At 55.8% G+C, this 15,180-nt stretch carries 11 protein-coding genes; 6 read left to right on the top strand and 5 right to left on the bottom strand.

The genetic code is table 11. The annotated features are described in order from the left end of the window. Positions 1-6: 6 nt before the first annotated feature. From BS627_RS11975 to BS627_RS11985, 3 genes are read right to left on the bottom strand one after another with little or no spacing between them, the layout of a single operon-like run. Positions 7-1,278 (bottom strand): ABC transporter substrate-binding protein, encoded by a 1,272-nt coding sequence (locus BS627_RS11975; protein ID WP_077983458.1) that lies wholly within the window; start codon positions 1,276-1,278, stop codon positions 7-9. A 49-nt stretch (positions 1,279-1,327) separates the two neighbouring features. Continuing rightward, the gene (locus BS627_RS11980) at positions 1,328-2,929 is read right to left on the bottom strand and encodes an FAD-dependent oxidoreductase (protein ID WP_077983459.1); all 1,602 of its coding nucleotides are present in this window, start codon (positions 2,927-2,929) and stop codon (positions 1,328-1,330) included. Between the two features lie 5 nt (positions 2,930-2,934). After that, a complete protein-coding gene (locus BS627_RS11985; RefSeq protein ID WP_077983460.1) occupies positions 2,935-4,005 on the bottom strand; it encodes a LacI family DNA-binding transcriptional regulator in 1,071 nt (356 codons plus the stop codon). A gap of 276 nt (positions 4,006-4,281) precedes the next feature. On the opposite strand from BS627_RS11985, the gene BS627_RS11990 reads away from it, so the two are divergent. The 6 genes from BS627_RS11990 (at position 4,282) to BS627_RS12015 (ending at position 10,999) form a co-directional block, all read left to right on the top strand. Continuing rightward, positions 4,282-6,348 (top strand): ATP-dependent helicase, encoded by a 2,067-nt coding sequence (locus BS627_RS11990; protein WP_077983461.1) that lies wholly within the window; start codon positions 4,282-4,284, stop codon positions 6,346-6,348. 295 nt (positions 6,349-6,643) lie between these two features. Continuing rightward, the gene (gene rfbC, locus BS627_RS11995) at positions 6,644-7,213 is read left to right on the top strand and encodes a dTDP-4-dehydrorhamnose 3,5-epimerase (protein WP_077983462.1); all 570 of its coding nucleotides are present in this window, start codon (positions 6,644-6,646) and stop codon (positions 7,211-7,213) included. A 2-nt stretch (positions 7,214-7,215) separates the two neighbouring features. Then, the gene (rfbB, locus tag BS627_RS12000; RefSeq protein WP_077983494.1) at positions 7,216-8,271 is read left to right on the top strand and encodes a dTDP-glucose 4,6-dehydratase; all 1,056 of its coding nucleotides are present in this window, start codon (positions 7,216-7,218) and stop codon (positions 8,269-8,271) included. 4 nt (positions 8,272-8,275) lie between these two features. Further along, entirely contained in the window at positions 8,276-9,169 is an 894-nt protein-coding gene (gene rfbD, locus BS627_RS12005) for a dTDP-4-dehydrorhamnose reductase (protein ID WP_077983463.1), read from the top strand. Continuing rightward, positions 9,166-10,032 carry a glucose-1-phosphate thymidylyltransferase RfbA gene (gene rfbA / locus BS627_RS12010; RefSeq protein ID WP_077983464.1) on the top strand — a complete coding sequence of 289 codons (867 nt, stop codon included), beginning with the start codon at positions 9,166-9,168 and terminating at the stop codon, positions 10,030-10,032. The genes rfbD and rfbA overlap by 4 nt, the downstream gene beginning before the upstream one ends. 121 nt (positions 10,033-10,153) lie before the next feature. Next, the gene (locus BS627_RS12015) at positions 10,154-10,999 is read left to right on the top strand and encodes a glycosyltransferase family 2 protein (protein WP_077983465.1); all 846 of its coding nucleotides are present in this window, start codon (positions 10,154-10,156) and stop codon (positions 10,997-10,999) included. 26 nt (positions 11,000-11,025) lie between these two features. Here BS627_RS12015 and BS627_RS12020 read toward each other — a convergent pair whose 3' ends face one another. Both BS627_RS12020 and BS627_RS12025 read right to left on the bottom strand, forming a co-directional pair. Beyond that, on the bottom strand, positions 11,026-11,940 hold the full coding sequence (locus BS627_RS12020) for an NAD-dependent epimerase/dehydratase family protein (protein ID WP_077983466.1): 915 nt from the start codon (positions 11,938-11,940) through the stop codon (positions 11,026-11,028). A 10-nt stretch (positions 11,941-11,950) separates the two neighbouring features. Further along, on the bottom strand, positions 11,951-15,019 hold the full coding sequence (locus BS627_RS12025; protein ID WP_077983467.1) for a glycosyltransferase: 3,069 nt from the start codon (positions 15,017-15,019) through the stop codon (positions 11,951-11,953). Between the last annotated feature and the right edge of the window lie 161 nt (positions 15,020-15,180).

Below are 15,180 nucleotides of genomic sequence, written 5' to 3' on the forward strand. Positions count from 1 at the left end.
TTCTCCTCAGCGCTTCAAGAGCGGCCCGATCTGGCCGCAGATTTTTTGAAGCGCACCGGCGACATCGGCCTGCGGCCGCCAGACCGCGTCGAGGTTTGAGCGCACAATCTGCTGGATCTGGGCAAAACCGGTGTGGCCGGGCATGACCTTGCCGGTCGCGATGCCCGATATGACGACCTTTTCAATCTGCTCCTCGCTGAGCAGCGGATTGGTCTTTTTCAGCACCTGCGCATTCAGCAAAGACTTGCGCGCTGAAGGGAAGAACTGGCTGAGCTTGGCGGAATTTTCCGGATTGGTCATGTAAGCGACGAACTCCGCCGCGGTCTGCGCATTCTTGCCGGACTGCATGACGCCGATGCCCGCCTGGCCGATCAGCGCATACTCGCCGGCAGGGCCCTTCGGAAGAGGCACGAGGTCCCAACCGAACGGCTTGTCCTTCGGCAGAAGCGAGGCGCGGCTGATCTGTGTAATCGTCATTGCCGCATTGCCTGCAAAGAAATCGACCGTCTCGCCGGGACCAGGAATGGCCTTCTTGTCGAAGATGGCGTCGTGGATGAACGAAATGGCATCCGCCATCGGCTTTTCCGCCATGGTGCAGGTTGCGCCGTCAGCGCTCCAGGGGGAAGCACCCCAACCATTCCAGACCGAGGTGAGATATTGCCAGCTCTGGTAATTGAAATCGCGGACGACAAGGCCGCCCTTGCCGGTCTTGGCGACAGCCGAGGCCGTGGCGATGGCGTTTTCCCAGGTCCATTCGCCGGCAGCGATCATGTCGGCAGGGGTTTTGGCGCCGGCGGATTTGATGAGATCATTGTTGACGAAGACGGCAAAGGGTGACGTCGAGAACGGATAGGCGTAAAGCGTACCGTCCTGCGACCAGCGTTCCGTGGCCCCGGCGCTGACTTCCTCAAGATTATAGCCTGGCGCGGCCTTCAGCGTGTCGGTGAGCGGGTAGAGCGCGCCGGACTTGACGAAGTCATAGGCCGACGTCTCGAAAATCCAGGCCATGTCAGGCGGGTTGCCGCCCGCGATCTGGGTGGTGAGCGCCGTCGTGTAGGTATCAAATGGCAGGGACTCATAGGTAACGCTGACATTTGGATGATCCTTTTTAAAACCCGCTGCGATATCGTTGAAGAGCTTCAGATGCGCCTCATTGGCGCTCCAGATCGTCATGCGCAGATTGACTGCATCCTGCGCCTTGGCAGCACCGCCAAGCGTAAACGAGCCGATAAGCGCAAGCGCACAGGCCGTGGATTTCAGTTTAAAATGATTGTTCATTCCCGGTCCTCCTCCAAAGATGGGTTCGATCAGACGGCAAACCGCCGTCCTAGTATGCTGCGATATCCGGCCAGCGAATCTCGATGCCCTCGCGGGTCAGTTGCGCCTGGAAGGCGTGCAGGTGCTTGTCGTCTTCCTGCACCTGGTGCGGCGTGAGGCCATTCTCCAGGCAATGCGCCGCGAGCATTCCCGCCACTTCGCCAATGTTCCATTCGACCGGATGCAGGCGGTAGCAACCGTTGGTGATATGCGTCGTGCCGATGTTCTTGCCGGCCGGGATGAGGTTTCTTACCCGCTCAGGGATCAGCGCGCCGAGCGGGATCTCAAAGGGGCATGACGGCACGTCGATATAATTGTCGCCGCCGGTGGATGGATGCAGATCGATGCGATACATGCCGATGCCGATGCTGTCGCGATAGTGGACAGCGCCTCTTTCACCGCGAACCGTGTAGGACAGGTCCTGCTCGACAATGCGCGTTACCGGCTTGATGCGGCGGCTTTCGCGAATATAGGGCGCCATGGCGAGCCCATGGTCGGTGCCGGTGATATCGCCGCGCAGCCGCAGCCCGCGGAACCCCTGCCCACCATCGAAACGCGGCGCTTCCGTCTGCAGCCAGTAGAAGACCGAATAGGAAAGGTCTGCCGCCGCCTTCAGATGGCGCGCTTTTTCCTCCTCGGTCACGTCGATGATCGTGCCGTCCATGTAATCGATCATCGGCCAGTTCACGAGGCAGATATCGGACTGGTAGAAGCCGGGCGTAAAGTTTTTCCGCGCCGCGATACGCCGGAAAATCCACAGGTTCTCATCGCCGCCGCCTTTGCGCTGGTCGGCGTCGACCAGAAGCGGATCGTCATCGGGATTGGGCGTGAAGGAGCGGGTGGTGTGCTCGAGCGTGCGTGGGTTTGGCGCGGTAAAACCAAGGAGCGGCCCGCCCCAGAAATGCGGCTGGTAAGAGCGCCAGTAATCGTAATTCTCAGGCTTGTCGATTGTCTGGTCGCCATCGACATGGTCAATGGCAAAGCAGATCGAGACAGCCTGCACATTGTCGGCTTGGGCTTCAGCCGGCGCGCTGGGTTCGCCTGTATCTGACTGCGCCTCAAATCCCTTGGCATATTCCGTGCCGGTCATGGGCAACAGATCGCCAAGCTCGGTGGCGTCGAGAACGTAATCGGCGGAAATGACGATTTCCGCGCCGCTGTCGCGATGGCGAACAGTCACCGAGCGAACCCTGTCGCCGTCGACGTCAGCCGCGACGGGACGCCAGGGTTTGAGCACCGTCAGGCGGCCAGCACCGATATAGGGCATCAGCATGCTTTCCATGACCGCGAGGCTGACGCGCGGCTCGGCGCAGATGCGGCTCACCCATCCGCCACCCGGATTGAGATCGCCCCATGCCCGCGCACCTTCCGTCAGCGGATAGTGGTCGCGATAAAATTGCCGCACACCGTTGCGCAGCGCGCGGTAGGACCGGGTGATGCCGAACTGTTCGACCCAAGTATGCTCGTCCGACGGAACGGCCTGACTGGTCAATTGCCCGCCGATCCAGTCATATTCTTCGGTCATGATCACGCGCTTGCCCGCCTTTGCAGCCGCCATTGCCGCCGCCACGCCGCCAAGGCCGCCACCGACCACGAGAATATCTGCTTTCATGTCTTTCACGACGTCACATCCGTTTTCTTGACTGAGGACTTGTTTGCCGAACCGGTTGGGACCGGCCCCAGCGTTTCTCCCTTGACGGGTTCACATTTGAGAAGGATCTGCCCACCGGCGCTGCCGGTCTCGATGCGGTTGACCAGCATCGCGGTCGCCTGCCGCCCCATCTCCTCGCGGGGAATTTCATAGGAGGTGAAGCGCACCGGGCTGCGGGCGGCCCTGATATGGCTGCCGAGTACGATCATTGAAAAAGCGTCAGGCACCACAAGCCCCCTCGCCCGCGCCAGCGCCTCGACGCGCACGGCATCGGCCAATTCTATGAAGAAGGCCACTGTGGCCCCGCTCTCGAGGATCGCATCGAGTATTTTCTCAGCCGAGCGGTTGACCGCCTTGATATGCAGGGCGAGCGTGGCCGCGTCTCCCAGCGCCGCGCTGAAACCTTGCCAGCGATCGGCAATCGATTCTGCCGGACCATGCGGGCCGATATAGGCAAGCTTGGTGTGTCCCAGCGCGATGGCATCTTCGACGAGCTGACGCGTGCCCGCGGCATAGTCACCGCCGACATAGGGAACCGGCCCACCGGCATCTTCACGCCGGCCGATCGCGACGAAGGGATAGTCTTCCGAAACCAGTCTCGCGAGTTCCTTGCGATCGAACTCGCGACCGAGAACCAGACAGCCGTCCGCAATCCGAAGCCTGTTGCCTTCCGAAAATATCTTGCGGTTATCGCCGACACCGGCGCTGGTCAGCAGCAGAAGATCGTAAGCCTGCTGCTGTGCCTCTTCTTCGATACCGAGCAGAAACGGCGTGAAGAAGTCAGCCTGCGCACTTGGGAATGCCGGCTCATAGGTGAACACGCCAAGGATGCGGTTCAGCCCTTTAGCCATTCGCCGCGCAATCGGATCGGCGACATAACCTGTCTGGCGAATGACGGCCTGCACCCTTTCCCGGGTCTCCTCCGGGATGCGGGCGATCGCTGCCGGCGCACCGTTCAAAACAAGCGACACGGTTGCCTGACTGACGCCGGCGAGCTTGGCGATATCGTTTTGGGTGAGACGTCTGTGAGTAGTCAACCGATGCCCTCCCCGACATTCGATATTTGCTAATACGTATTAGCTGCTAATGCGCATTAGCATTATTTTGGGACGCCGAGTCAAGCGATAATCTGTATCTGACAGCCCCCTCACACCACGCAACGGCGCGTTCAGCATTTGTTCTGGATTGCTGTTTGAGTCTTTGCTAATCATTCCAACAACGAGCAGACAGTGGCCGGAGCTTCGCGACGACTGCCATCTCTGAACAGGGTTCTCATCCGTGGGGACAGGCAGGTTATCTAAAGGATTGCTGGCATGGCGGTTGCCTATCTGGAAAAGCTCAACGAACAGCAACGCAGGGCGGTCGAGCATGGCGTTGGGCTCGCTGACGGGCATACGGCCGGGCCTTTGCTGATCATCGCCGGCGCGGGTTCGGGCAAGACAAACACGCTCGCCCACCGTGTCGCCCATCTGATCGTGAACGGCGCCGATCCCCGCCGCATCCTGCTGATGACGTTTTCCAGACGCGCCGCCACGGAAATGTCGCGGCGGGTCGAGCGTATCTGCAAACACGTTATCGGGGCGAATTCTGCAATCATGACCGACGCGCTCGCCTGGTCCGGCACGTTTCACGGCATTGGCGCGCGCCTGTTGCGCATCTATGCCGAACAGATCGGGCTCAACATCGATTTCACCATCCACGACCGCGAAGATAGCGCCGACCTGATGAACCTTTCCCGGCACGAGTTGGGTTTTTCCAAAACGGAAAGCCGTTTTCCGACAAAGGGTACGTGTCTCGCGATCTATTCGCGTGTGGTGAATTCCCAGACCCCGCTCAAGGAGATATTGCGCCAGCACTATCCCTGGGTCGCCAACTGGGAGAGCGAACTCAAGGAACTGTTTGCAGCCTATGTGGAGGCAAAGCAGGTCCAGAACGTGCTCGATTACGACGATCTCCTGCTTTACTGGGCGCAGATGGTGAGCGATCCCGTTCTGGCGGACGATATCGGCAACCGCTTCGACCATGTGATGGTCGACGAATATCAGGATACCAACCGCCTGCAGGCCTCGGTGCTGATGGCGCTCAAACCCGGCGGTCGCGGGTTGACCGTGGTGGGTGACGATGCGCAGTCGATCTATTCCTTCCGGGCGGCGACGGTGCGAAACATCCTCGATTTTCCGGCTTCCTTCAGCCCGGCGGCCGACATCATCACGCTTGACCGCAACTATCGCTCGACGCAGCCGATCCTTGCGGCCGCCAACGGCGTCATCGATCTGGCGCGCGAGCGGTTCACCAAGAACCTCTGGACCGAGCGGCAGTCGCTGGAGCGTCCGAAACTCGTGACAGTGAAGGACGAAACCGAACAGGCGAATTTCATCATCGACCAGATTCTCGCCAACCGCGAAACCGGCATGACGCTGAAACAGCAGGCCGTGCTGTTCCGCACCTCCAGCCATAGCGGGCCGCTTGAAGTGGAACTGACCCGCCGCAACATCCCCTTCGTCAAATTCGGCGGCCTTAAATTTCTCGACAGCGCCCATGTGAAGGACATGCTGGCCGTGCTGCGCTTTGCGCAGAACCCGCGCGACCGTGTCGCCGGTTTCCGGCTGCTGCAGATGCTGCCAGGCATCGGGCCGAAGAAGGCCGGCAATATTCTCGATACGATTGCGACAGACCCCGAGCCGCTGCTTGCCCTTGCCGAAATTCCGCCGCCGCCGAAGACCGGCGATGACTGGGTGGCCTTCACGCAAATGCTGGCGGGCCTGCGACAGGCGCCGAACGACTGGCCGGGCCAGATCGGGCAGGCGCGACTGTGGTACGAACCGCATCTGGAACGCATCCATGAGGATGCGGACACCCGCAAGACCGATTTGCTCCAGCTCGAGCAGATCGCCGGCGGCTACCCCTCACGCGAGCGCTTTCTGACCGAGCTGACGCTCGATCCACCGGACGCCACCAGCGATCAGGCCGGCGTGCCGCTGCTTGACGAGGATTATCTCAGCCTCTCGACCATCCATTCGGCCAAAGGCCAGGAGTGGCGCTCCGTCTTCATCCTGAATGTGGTTGACGGCTGCATCCCCTCCGATCTCGGGGTCGGCACCACGCAGGAACTGGAGGAAGAACGCCGGCTGCTTTATGTCGCCATGACGCGCGCCAAGGACAGCCTCGCGCTGATCACGCCGCAACGCTTCTTCACCGGCGGCCAGAGCCAGCAGGGAGACAGGCATGTTTACGCTGCAAGAACCCGCTTCATCCCGGCGACCTTGCTGCAATTTTTCGAAACGGCGACCTGGCCATTGGTGTCGGCTGCCGCTTCCGAGCGCAGCGCGCAGCAGATCCGCATCGATGTGGGTGCGCGGATGCGGGCCATGTGGAAGTAAGGCTACCGGTAATCACAACTTTCAAACCGCACGACCGAACGAAACCGAAGGCCTGATCCATACTCGATCTCTCCCTCGTTTCGGCCCGCCGGACAATTTCGGCAGGCTCGGCTTCAGGGCGTTTCCCTGCCGTCGATCATTAAAGTATGAAAACTGGCATTGGCACACGCCTTTCGCCTGCTGTTCGGCCGAAATTCGATCTCTCTTGTGTGGGCGGTCAATAAAGCGTTATTGACTGTCCCTGCCGATAAAGTCATATCACCTCAGAGTAGGCAGACCAGACAGGATCCGCATAGTGCAAGTAGAAGCATTCTCGATACCAGGCTTGAAAAAGATAACTCCAGCTCGTTTCGGGGACAGCCGGGGTTACTTCAGCGAGGTTTTCAAGAAGGACTGGTTTCGCGAAAATGTATCGGATGTGGAGTTCGTACAGGACAATGAATCCCTGTCTGCTCAAGCCGGCACTGTACGTGGGCTTCATTTCCAGACAGAGCCGTTTGCACAGGGCAAGCTCGTTCGCTGCATTCGTGGGCGGCTGCTGGATGTCGCTGTCGACATCAGAACAGGATCGCCCACTTTCGGGCAATGGGCCGCTGTCGAGCTGTCACCCGAAAATGGCGAACAGTTGTGGGTTCCGGCGGGGTTTGCCCACGGCTTCATGACGCTCGCGGACGATACGGTCATCGCATACAAGGTGACGGCCCCTTACAGCGCAGCCAGTGACCGCGGTGTTAAGTGGGATGATCCTGCCATAGGCATCAACTGGCCGAAGCAGGAAGGCTGCATCCTTTCCGACAAGGATACAAAGCAGCCTCTTCTGTCCGAATTGCCTGAATATTTCACCTACCAAAAAACTGGAAACTGATGATGCGCGTTCTAGTTACCGGCGGCGCCGGATTTATCGGCTCAGCCCTCGTACGTTATCTCGTGAGCGAGGTTGGCGCGGATGTTCTCACCGTAGACAAGCTGACATATGCAGGGAACCTGGCTTCCCTCAAGCCCATTGAAAATGCGCCTAACCACCGCTTTCTCCAGGCCGACATATGCGACCGGGTGGCGATGAATGAGGCATTCGCGACATTCCAGCCGGATTACGTGATGCATCTGGCCGCCGAGAGCCATGTCGACCGCTCCATAACCGGCGCTGCTGATTTTATTCAAACCAATATCAACGGCACTTTCACGATGCTGGAGGCGGCACGCCAATATTGGAGCGACCTTGCGGAAGACGCCAAGGCGAATTTCCGTATGCTGCATGTTTCAACCGATGAGGTTTACGGCTCTCTCGGCGATGACGGTTTGTTTGAAGAAACAACCCCTTACGATCCCTCATCGCCTTACTCCGCTTCGAAAGCCGCAAGCGATCATCTGGCCACGGCCTGGCAGCGCACCTACGGCCTTCCGGTCGTCATTTCCAACTGCTCCAACAATTACGGCCCCTTCCACTTTCCGGAAAAGCTCATTCCGCTGATCATTCTCAACGCGCTGGAAGGCAAACCGCTGCCGGTCTATGGCAACGGCGCGAACATCCGCGACTGGCTTTATGTGGAGGATCATGCCCGCGCCCTGTGGCTTATCGTCCAGAAAGGTCTTGCCGGCGAGAAGTACAACGTCGGCGGCAGAAACGAACAGAAGAATATCGATGTGGTGAACTGCATCTGCTCCATTCTCGATGAGCTGCGCCCGCAATCCAAACCCTATGCCGAGCTCATCAAATATGTGACGGATCGCCCTGGTCACGATGCGCGCTACGCCATTGACGCGACGAAGCTCGAAACCGAACTCGGCTGGAAAGCCCAGGAAAACTTCGCCACCGGTATCCGCAAGACGGTGGAATGGTATCTCGACAATGCGTGGTGGTGGCAGCCGCTTCGCGAGGGAGTTTACGCCGGAGAACGCCTTGGCGTTCTGACGAAGGGCTGAGTTAATGCGGCTGGCAGTTACAGGCAAAAATGGTCAGGTCGTCAGCGCCCTTCTAGCACTGGCGAGCGCCGAGCTGGAGATCGTGGCTCTCGGTCGGCCGGAACTCGACCTTGCGCAGCCTGAAACTGTTCTGAAGGCGCTACGCGAGGTAAAACCCGATGCCGTGGTATCGGCTGCGGCCTATACTGCCGTCGACAAGGCAGAAAGCGAGCCTGACATCGCTTTTGCCGTTAACCGGGATGGAGCAAGGGCTGTCGCGCAAGCGGCAAGTGACCTCGGCATTCCCGTCATTCATCTTTCTACGGATTATGTTTTCGACGGCGCCAAGGACACCGCTTATGTCGAAAGCGATCCGACAGGCCCTACTTCCGTCTACGGCCGCTCGAAGCTCGAAGGCGAACGAGCCGTTTCGGAGGCTACCGACAATTACGTGGTTCTGCGGACCGCATGGGTCTATTCGGAATATGGCAACAACTTCGTGAAGACCATGCTGAGGCTGAGCGAGAACCGCGACGAGATCAATGTGGTTGCGGACCAGTTCGGATGCCCTACTTCGGCCAACGATATCGCTGCCGCGGTGGTAACAATCGCAAGAAAGCTCGTGGAAGATGCCTCGGCCCCTCTTCGTGGGGTGTTTCATCTGTCTGGATCAGGTGAAACGAACTGGGCGAATTTCGCGAAACAAATATTCGCATTCGCGGAAGAACACGGTGGAAAGTCGATGATCGTCAACGACATCACGACTGCACAATACCCTACCCCGGCCCGGCGTCCGGCAAACTCGCGGCTTGATTGCAGCAAGCTTGAAGAGGTTTACGGTATAAAGCTGCCGAGCTGGCAAACATCAACGCGCGCGGTGGTCACCGCTCTTGCGCAGAGCAAAAAGGAAAAGCCATGAAGGGCATCATTCTGGCCGGTGGCAGCGGCACACGCCTGCATCCGATGACATTGGCGGTCTCGAAGCAGATCCTGCCGGTCTACGACAAGCCGATGATCTATTATCCACTGACCACGCTGATGTTGGCCGGCATTCGCGAGATTTTGATTATCTCGACCCCCCATGACATGCCGCTTTTCCAGTCCCTTTTGGGTGATGGTTCAAAATGGGGTCTTTCCATTGAATATGCGGTCCAGCCAAGCCCGGATGGGCTGGCGCAGGCGTATATGATCGGCGCCGATTTCGTGGCGGGTTCACCATCCTGCCTCATCCTGGGTGACAACATCTATTACGGCCACGGATTACCGGAACTTTTGCAGGCCGGTACGAGCGTTAGCGACGGTGCTACCGTCTTCGCCTATCATGTGAACGATCCCGAACGTTATGGCGTGGTCGATTTCGATAGCGAAATGCGCGCGCTCTCCATCGAGGAAAAGCCGGCAAAACCCAAATCCAACTGGGCGGTCACGGGTCTTTATTTTTACGATGCCGATGTTGTCGACATCGCCGCCAATCTCAAACCATCGCCACGCGGCGAATACGAGATTACGGACGTCAATCGGACCTATCTCGAGCGCGGCAAGCTGAAAGTATCCATCATGGGACGCGGTTACGCCTGGCTTGATACCGGCACACCGGACAGTCTTCTCGAGGCGGGCGAGTTTGTGCGGACGCTTGAAAAGCGGCAGGGCTTCAAGATTGCATGCCCGGAAGAGATTGCTCTGAGCAAAGGCTTCATCACGAGATCCGAATTCTCAGCACTCGCAGAAAATGCCGGTAAAGGTGATTATGGCGTATATCTAAGGAGACTCGCTTCCTCGTAAGTGCGCTGTCATATGCCTCCGCTTCGAGTTGAACAAAACCGCATTAACACCTTCCGCTACAGCAACTCATCAAAGGTTGCCAAGTTGAGGCAGGATCGTGCGCCTGGTCTCTGGAGTCAAAATGCCTAGTTTGTCACTCTCGGACGTAACGGTGATCTCTGTTTGCTACAAGAGTGATGCGCTCATAGCGGAGATGATCGCGACGGTGCCTGAGGAAACACCAATAGTACTCGTCGACAACGGAAAAACGAATAGTTTTGCGAACCTCCCTGCCGGCAGAAAAATCAGGATTGTTCAGTTGGAGGACAATCAGGGCTTCGGTCGCGGCTGCAATGCAGGCGCGGCGGTGGCGCAGACACCTTGGATCCTGTTTTTAAACCCTGACGCCCGATTGACCGCAGGCGCGATTGAAGCCTTGCTGGAGGCCATTGATCGTCACCCGTCGGGCGTTGCATTTAATCCAAGAATTTCCAACTCGGACGGAAGTGAATATTTCAAGCGGCGGTCCTGGTTATTGCCACGCCGCCGCTACATGAAAAAGGGCTGGCCCGCAGTCGATACCGTCGTTCCCGTTTTGAGCGGGGCCGCTTTTTTTGTTTCAAGACAAAAATTCGACGCGGTTGATGGCTTTGACCCAGCTATCTTTCTTTATCACGAAGATGATGACCTATCGTTGCGCCTTGCAAAATTAGGGCAACTCGTATTTGCACGCGATGCCCTTGTTTCCCATGCGGCTGGGCATTCGTCAGGCCGTTCTCCCGAAATCGCTCGGCTCAAGGCGTTTCATATGGCGCAATCGAGAATTTATACCGGTATCAAGCACCGGCGGCCGCTTCCAAGACTTTCGACTTTCGTTCAAGCCTTCGCGCTGATCATGTCGCCCAGCGCTTTATTCTCAGCGCGCCGGCGGGCCAAGGCCGCCGGCTTTCTCAAGGGCGCAGTCGAATCTATCAAACGTCAACCATGAAGCGAACGAGTGCGTAATAGCAATCGCTATTCATGTTCCTTCAGCCATGACCAGACGCCGGCAATCCCCTCTCTCAAACCTATCTTTGGCTCCCAGTCAAAATCCATCTTTGCCCGCTCTATGTCGAGAACGGATACTGGAACGTCGAGGCTTCGATGAGGCTTATAGACTATTGGAATGGGATTACCCGTAATCTCCTGTACGATTTCCGCGATGTGGAGGACGGAAGTCCCAGTTCCGCTACCCCCGTTGTAGACGCCGACCCTGTCACTGAGAAGCGCGGTGACGCATAGGCTGCTAAGGTCTTTGACGTGAATATAGTCGCGAATCGTGGAGCCATCTCCCCATATTTCGATGGGCTGGTGCTTCAGGGCAAGGTTGAGATATGTGCCTATTATGCCTTGGACGCCCAGGTTACCCTGATAGAGACCGTAAGGATTGGAGGCTCGGATCACAACAGGCCGTATACCGGCCTTGATCTCATAGAGTTTAAGATAGGACTCTATCGCAACCTTCACTACGCCATACGAACATATCGGATCGAGTATATGCCCCTCCGGAATTGGGACCTCCTGCGGCTTGCCGTAGACAGTTCCACCCGACGATAGGTAGAGAATGCGGGTTACATTGCATGCTGCCATATCCTCGAGGAGGCTCAGGGTTCCGAGAAGATTAAGCTCAACATCCTTGCCGGGGTCCTTATCTCCCGTGGACGGCACCGTCCCGCTGACAAGATGCGCCACGGCGCCGACATCCACCAGAAGCTCGCGCATCAGCTGGCTATCAGCCAACTCTCCCGAAACATACTGCACACCTGCCGGCAGCGGACGAACAGGAAGACGGCTTCTTCCCAGCACCTTCACCTCGTGTCCCGCGACCACCAAATCTTCGACAAGATGGTAGCCGATGAACCCACCGCCGCCGAGAACCAATATCTTCATAAAAAGCCTATCACCTCATTTCGGCTGCGGAACGGCGGCGACTTATAATCGAGTTATACTCATCTAGATACTCACTCGCCAACACATCTATATCATACGACTTTCCCAATATCCCGGCATTTTCCCGAAGTACTTCACGGACCGCGCCATCGAGAATATTCTCCATTGCAACCGTTAGGTGGGCTATGAACCGATCATCATCACTTTCATTAGCGATGATGATCCCAGCCTGTTTGTCACCCACCCGGGACATGGCTTTAATCTCGCCGATGTCGGTAGCGACGCATGGCACACCAACCTGCAGCGCCTGTATTAGGCAAAGAGGATAAGATTCTCCTGGAAAGCGCGTTGGGATTAGAGCAACATCGCTCATCCGGTACAGTCCGTGAATCTCCTTCACAAAGCCAAGAAAATGGATCGTTGGATCCGAAAGCGCCAATTGCTTTGCTGCCTCCGTTTCGGGACCGTCTCCAACCATAAGCAGGGCCATAGGTATATCAGGCCGTTTTTGCCGTAGAAGCAGATAGGCTTTCACCGCTTCAGACCAGCCCTTCCCTTCACGTCCTCTTGCAACTAGCGAAAAGACAACTGCATCTTCGCCTACACCTAATTGTGCACGAGTACTTGGAAATGCCGCCATATCGATAGGCATAGCATTTTTTATTTTCAGAAATTTGTTTTTTGGGACCTGTATATTATTAAATGGCTCCAGATTCCGATCGGCAGTATACGCAAATCTGTCGATCTTTTTGCTCCATCGCGCGATCCTCTTTGTTCCAACATCCATCGCTTCGTACGAGCCGTGCAAAGTCGTTATATATGGAACGGAAATATCATCGCGCCTCAACAAAAATCCTTCAACATTCGCAACATGTGAATGCACGATCGATATGCCTGCATTTTCGATGAAGTTATCGACTCCCACATCACGTACCGCGTTTACAGTATACACTGGAATGCCTGCATTCAGCATTCCCCGGACTTCCGGATGGTCGTCGGCATCATGTATCTGGAGTATCGAAACCATAGCGCCTTTACGGCGAAGCGCATTTGCGAGGTGTATCGGGAATATCTCCCCACCCCCGAAAGAAAAACCTAAAATCCCAATAAGAACATGAATGTTCTTTCGCTGCACGGCGCGTAGAGCAGGTTCATTTAGCATCGCATCGAAGTGCACCCCGACAATTCCCGCCCCCCTCGCAACCCTACGGCAAACTTCGATAAAGCGATCGAGGGTGTCGTCGGCAATATCCCAACGTTCCTTTAAGCTCGTCATCAGGCGGCTATATTCTCTATAATATTCCGGTTTAGATTGCGCGCTCTTACCTGAGGTATTGCTCCGATGAATACGGAAATAGCTCACTGCGCTCGGCTCGTAAGCTATTTGACCACCGGCGGCTATAACGGAATAAAGATACCAATCTCCCATGATTTTAAAACTTCGCGCTTTTTCCCAAACTTCATTCGGAATATCGGAACGACGCCATAAACTACCGCCAACGTTTGCAATCACATTCTTCACACCGAAGCCGCCGCGAAACCATTGCGCGGCCGGACGGACCGTACGACCATCCCAAATGCCAGGCTCGCTTTCTTCTCGGTATTGGTCCAGCCCCGCAAAGTAGTCGCCCTCCTCATTTACAAACTGAGTCCGACCGAAGGCCAACATTACGCTGGGATCTCTAAATGTATTTATCGTCCGCTCGATAAATGTCGGCTCGCAGAAATCGTCACTTTCGCAGATCCAAATGAGGTCACCCTTTGCCTGAGAATGCCCTTTTTGCCATTGGTGAAAAACATTTGCGGAGTTTACAGTATTATAGATGGCTTTAATTCGCTCTGGAAATCGCTTGACGTAGGAGTCGATGATCAGCCTGCTATCGTCGCTGGAACAGTCATCGAGCACAAGAATATCGATTAGCGGATATGTCTGAGCCAAGATACTATCTAGACGCTGCGGGAGATATCGTGCATGGTTGAAATTCGGCACAATCGCAGTTACCGTTACTCCACTACGCGCTTTGATATTCGATCGGCTGTCAGCGATTATTTTATTCGCCGTTATCTTCCGATAATATTCGACGCAAAATTGATCTACCTTGCGGGATAACAACATGGGATCACGTTTCTCGGCAGACTTCAAAAATCTTTTTCGCCGACGCGCATCAAAGACTTTAAAATTTGATAACGCATAAAGAATTCTAGCATAAATAAGTCGCTTCAATAGTTTTCCCAACGAAGCGTTGCTCATCCAATTACTTCGCTGAAGTGCGTCCACCTGTCCCGAAATATGATCGATGTCCCTCATCAGAGCATCAGACCACTGGGCCTTTTCCAACTCTAAATGCCTCAGAACCGTTTCAGTCGATTTGACACCTTGCGAGACAACCTCGCTCGCGCTGGTGTTCTCATCTGGAAGATCCCAAGTTGTGGTTGGCAAATCAATAGGCGCCATGACTCCATTGTTAGTTGCGGCATTCTGGGCTATCGAATCAAATGAAGGTGGAACGTGGCTTTCCGACGTCAGGATCGAGTCAAAACTGACTCTTTGGCGGTAAATTGACATGTGATCGAAATCGCCTTCCAACACTTCGCGGAAATGTCGATTGAATAGTTCATTCGATAGGAGAGAACTAACCGGTCCAGCCGTTGCGCCACCTTTCTCCTCGGGCTTGAAGACAAGCAATACCCCGTCAGAACGCAAAACACGCTTTACCTCCTGTATAAAACGTTCATGATCCTTGACATTTTCTAACGTTCTAAAACAGACAATAACATCCACAGACGTGGGAGACGCGGGAATATCAATCCACGATCCGACTCTGAAGGAAATGTTTTCAGCGTTATACTTTGTGCGAGCATGAAGCACTGCTTCGTTTGAAGCTTCCACACCAACCGCCGACCGGCAAATTTCCGCTAAAAGTGCGGTTCCAGCCCCATCACCGCTTCCCAAATCCAAAATATCTTTGCCTCTGACAGCATGTTTCGCCAGATGATATCGATGTAGACGCTCAATGCGGAAATCTCCATCGTTAGCCTGTAAATAACGTTCGCCGTCATAGTCAAGGTCTTTAGTCATTGTTTTCCTCGGCGGATACGCTGCCCTAGCCTGAAGGCGGATATCCTATTCCCCGAGTTAAGTCGAGAGATTGATCCAATATTCAAATATGAACTATTTGCTAGTCAACACTCGAATTCGCTATACGCTAAGCAGATGCCGCCCCAAGTCGCAGAAAACGT

This window comes from Agrobacterium salinitolerans, from assembly GCF_002008225.1.
Classification (GTDB): Bacteria; Pseudomonadota; Alphaproteobacteria; order Rhizobiales; family Rhizobiaceae; genus Agrobacterium; species Agrobacterium salinitolerans.

What these genes read in the sequence shown, in the direction of transcription:
- BS627_RS11975 (WP_077983458.1), bottom strand. Translation starts at nt 1,278, where the DNA reads ATGAACAATCATTTTAAACTGAAATCCACGGCCTGTGCGCTTGCGCTT.
- BS627_RS11980 (WP_077983459.1), bottom strand. Translation starts at nt 2,929, where the DNA reads ATGAAAGCAGATATTCTCGTGGTCGGTGGCGGCCTTGGCGGCGTGGCG.
- BS627_RS11990 (WP_077983461.1), top strand. Translation starts at nt 4,282, where the DNA reads ATGGCGGTTGCCTATCTGGAAAAGCTCAACGAACAGCAACGCAGGGCG.
- rfbB (WP_077983494.1), top strand. Translation starts at nt 7,216, where the DNA reads ATGCGCGTTCTAGTTACCGGCGGCGCCGGATTTATCGGCTCAGCCCTC.
- rfbD (WP_077983463.1), top strand. Translation starts at nt 8,276, where the DNA reads ATGCGGCTGGCAGTTACAGGCAAAAATGGTCAGGTCGTCAGCGCCCTT.
- rfbA (WP_077983464.1), top strand. Translation starts at nt 9,166, where the DNA reads ATGAAGGGCATCATTCTGGCCGGTGGCAGCGGCACACGCCTGCATCCG.
- BS627_RS12015 (WP_077983465.1), top strand. Translation starts at nt 10,154, where the DNA reads ATGCCTAGTTTGTCACTCTCGGACGTAACGGTGATCTCTGTTTGCTAC.
- BS627_RS12020 (WP_077983466.1), bottom strand. Translation starts at nt 11,940, where the DNA reads ATGAAGATATTGGTTCTCGGCGGCGGTGGGTTCATCGGCTACCATCTT.
- BS627_RS12025 (WP_077983467.1), bottom strand. Translation starts at nt 15,019, where the DNA reads ATGACTAAAGACCTTGACTATGACGGCGAACGTTATTTACAGGCTAAC.